Source organism: Streptomyces alkaliterrae (assembly GCF_007097205.2).
Taxonomy (GTDB): Bacteria; Actinomycetota; Actinomycetes; order Streptomycetales; family Streptomycetaceae; genus Streptomyces; species Streptomyces alkaliterrae.
On sequence record NZ_VJYK02000502.1, the window covers coordinates 1 to 2,497 of the forward strand.

2 protein-coding genes are annotated in these 2,497 nt (G+C 69.8%); both read left to right on the top strand.

Annotated features, from left to right (window positions below; all coding sequences use genetic code 11):
- Positions 1-63: 63 nt before the first annotated feature.
- Positions 64-1,290, top strand: coding sequence for a polyamine ABC transporter substrate-binding protein (locus FNX44_RS26105; protein ID WP_153507752.1), 1,227 nt, complete (start codon positions 64-66; stop codon positions 1,288-1,290).
- Between the two features lie 53 nt (positions 1,291-1,343).
- Positions 1,344-2,497: ABC transporter ATP-binding protein (locus FNX44_RS26110; RefSeq protein WP_143651442.1), on the top strand; the 1,154-nt coding region annotated here is incomplete at its 3' end.

Consider the following 2,497-nt stretch of genomic DNA (forward strand, 5'->3'; position numbering starts at 1 on the left):
ACTCCCACCCCTCCGTCCCCATCCTCGAAACACCGGGAGCCCGAAGTGGAGCTATTCGACGGCATGCCCGCGCCCGTCCGCAAGGCGTGGCAGCGGAGCCTGACCACCGGCCGCGCCGCCATGACCCGGCGGCGGCTGCTGCGCGCCGGCGGGCTCGCCGTCGGCGGCGCCGCGCTCACCGCCTGCGGCATCCCGCCCGCGCAGACCGGCACGGGCGGCGAGGACCCCCGCGTCAAGGACCTCTCGGCGAAGGAGCGGACGCTCACCTTCTCCAACTGGCCGCTCTACGTCGACGTCGTCGAGAGCGGCAAGAACAAGGGCAAGCGCCCCACCCTCATGGCGTTCGAGAAGCGAACCGGTATCAAGGTCCGCTACAGCGAGGACGTCAACGACAACAACGAGTTCTACAGCAAGATCAAACCGCAGCTCGCGGCCGGCCACGACACCGGGCGCGACCTGGTCTGCCTCTCCGACTGGATGGCCGGGCGACTCATCCGGCACGGCTGGGCCCAGCGCCTGGACCCGGCCAACATGACCAACGCGGTCACCAACCTGGAGAACCGCTTCCGGGCCGCCCCGCACGACCCGGGCCGGCAGTACAGCTACCCGTGGGCCGGCACCGCCGCCGTCGTCGCCTACAACATCAAGGCGACCGGCGGCCGGAAGGTCACCAGCACCGAACAGCTCCTCACCGACCCCAAGCTCAAGGGCCGCGTCTCCCTCCTCACCGAGATGCACGACACCATGGGCCTGATCATGCTCGGCATGGGCGTCGACTCCGCGTCCTTCACCGACGACGACTTCGACGCCGCCGTCGACGCAGTGCAGCGCGCCGTGGACCGCAAGCAGATCCGCAGCTTCACCGGCAACGACTACATGGACGGACTCAACCGGGGCGACATCGCCGCCTGCGTCGCCTGGGCCGGCGACATCGTGCAGCTCGGCTTCGACAACCCGAACATCCGCTTCCACCTGCCCGACACCGGCTACCTCTTCGGCACCGACGACATGCTCGTCCCCGCCCGCGCCAAGCACCGGGCCAATGCCGAGGCCTTCATCGACCACTACTACCAGCCGAAGGTCGCCGCCGAACTCGCCGCGTGGGTCAACTACATCTGCCCGGTCACCGGAGCGCGCGAGGCGATGGCCGACATCGACGAGGAACTCGCCGACAACCCGCTCATCTTCCCCGACGAGGACATGATCAAGAAGGGCCGTGTCTTCCGTCCCCTCAGCGAGAAGGAAGAGGAACGGTACGAGGGCCAGTTCGCCCGTCTCATCGGCGCGTAGGACCTTCCCCGCGCTGCCTGTCGGTGCCCTTACGAACCGGAAGCGATGCACACATGACGATCCGACTCACCGGGATCAGCAAGACCTTCGGCGACTTCACCGCCGTCCACCCGCTCGACCTCACCATCCCCGAGGGCTCCTTCTTCGCCCTCCTCGGCGCCTCCGGCTGCGGCAAGACCACCACGCTGCGCATGATCGCAGGTCTGGAGGAACCCAGCACCGGCAGCATCCTGCTCGGCGACGACGACATCACCCACCTGCCCCCGCACCGCCGCCCCGTCAACACCGTCTTCCAGAGCTACGCCCTCTTCCCCCACCTCGACATCCACGACAACGTCGCCTTCGGACTGCGCCGCCGGGGCGTCAAGTCGGTCACCAAGCAGGTCCAGGAGATGCTCGAACTCGTCGAGCTCGGCCACCTCGCCCGGCGCAAGCCCCGCCAGCTCTCCGGCGGCCAGCAGCAGCGCGTCGCGCTCGCCCGCGCCCTCATCAACCGCCCCCGCGTCCTGCTGCTCGACGAACCGCTCGGTGCCCTCGACCTCAAACTGCGCCGCCAGATGCAGCTCGAACTCAAACGCATCCAGACCGAGGTCGGCATCACGTTCGTGCACGTCACGCACGACCAGGAGGAGGCCATGGCGATGGCCGACACCGTCGCCGTGATGCGCGGCGGCCGCGTCGAACAACTCGACGACCCCGCCGAGCTGTACGAGAACCCGCGCACCGCGTTCGTCGCGAACTTCCTCGGCACCTCCAACCTCATCGAGGCCGAGATCGTCTCGGCGGGCGGCGGTGCCACCCACTGCAAGGCCGCCGGCGAACGACTCACCCTCCCCACGGCCCGCGGCGCCGAGAACACCGCCGAGGGCGCGGCCCTCCTCGTCGGCGTCCGCCCGGAGAAGATCAGCCTCACCCCCACCGAGGACCTGGCCGGCGACCCCGCCGCCGTCCCCGCCGACCGCAACCGGCTCACCGGCCGCATCACCGAGGCCAGCTACCTCGGCGTCTGCGTGCAGTACGTCGTGGAAACCCCGGCCTGCGCCGCGCTCTCCGTCTACCAGCAGAACATCGAACGCGACACCCGCCTCACCCCCGGCACCGAGGTCGTCGCGCACTGGAACCCCGCCCACACCTTCGGCGTCGACCCCGGCGGGGACACCGCCCGGGCGCTCACCGCCGGGGTCGACGCCGAAGGTGTGGGCCTGTC

What these genes read in the sequence shown, in the direction of transcription:
- FNX44_RS26105 (WP_153507752.1), top strand. Translation starts at nt 64, where the DNA reads ATGCCCGCGCCCGTCCGCAAGGCGTGGCAGCGGAGCCTGACCACCGGC.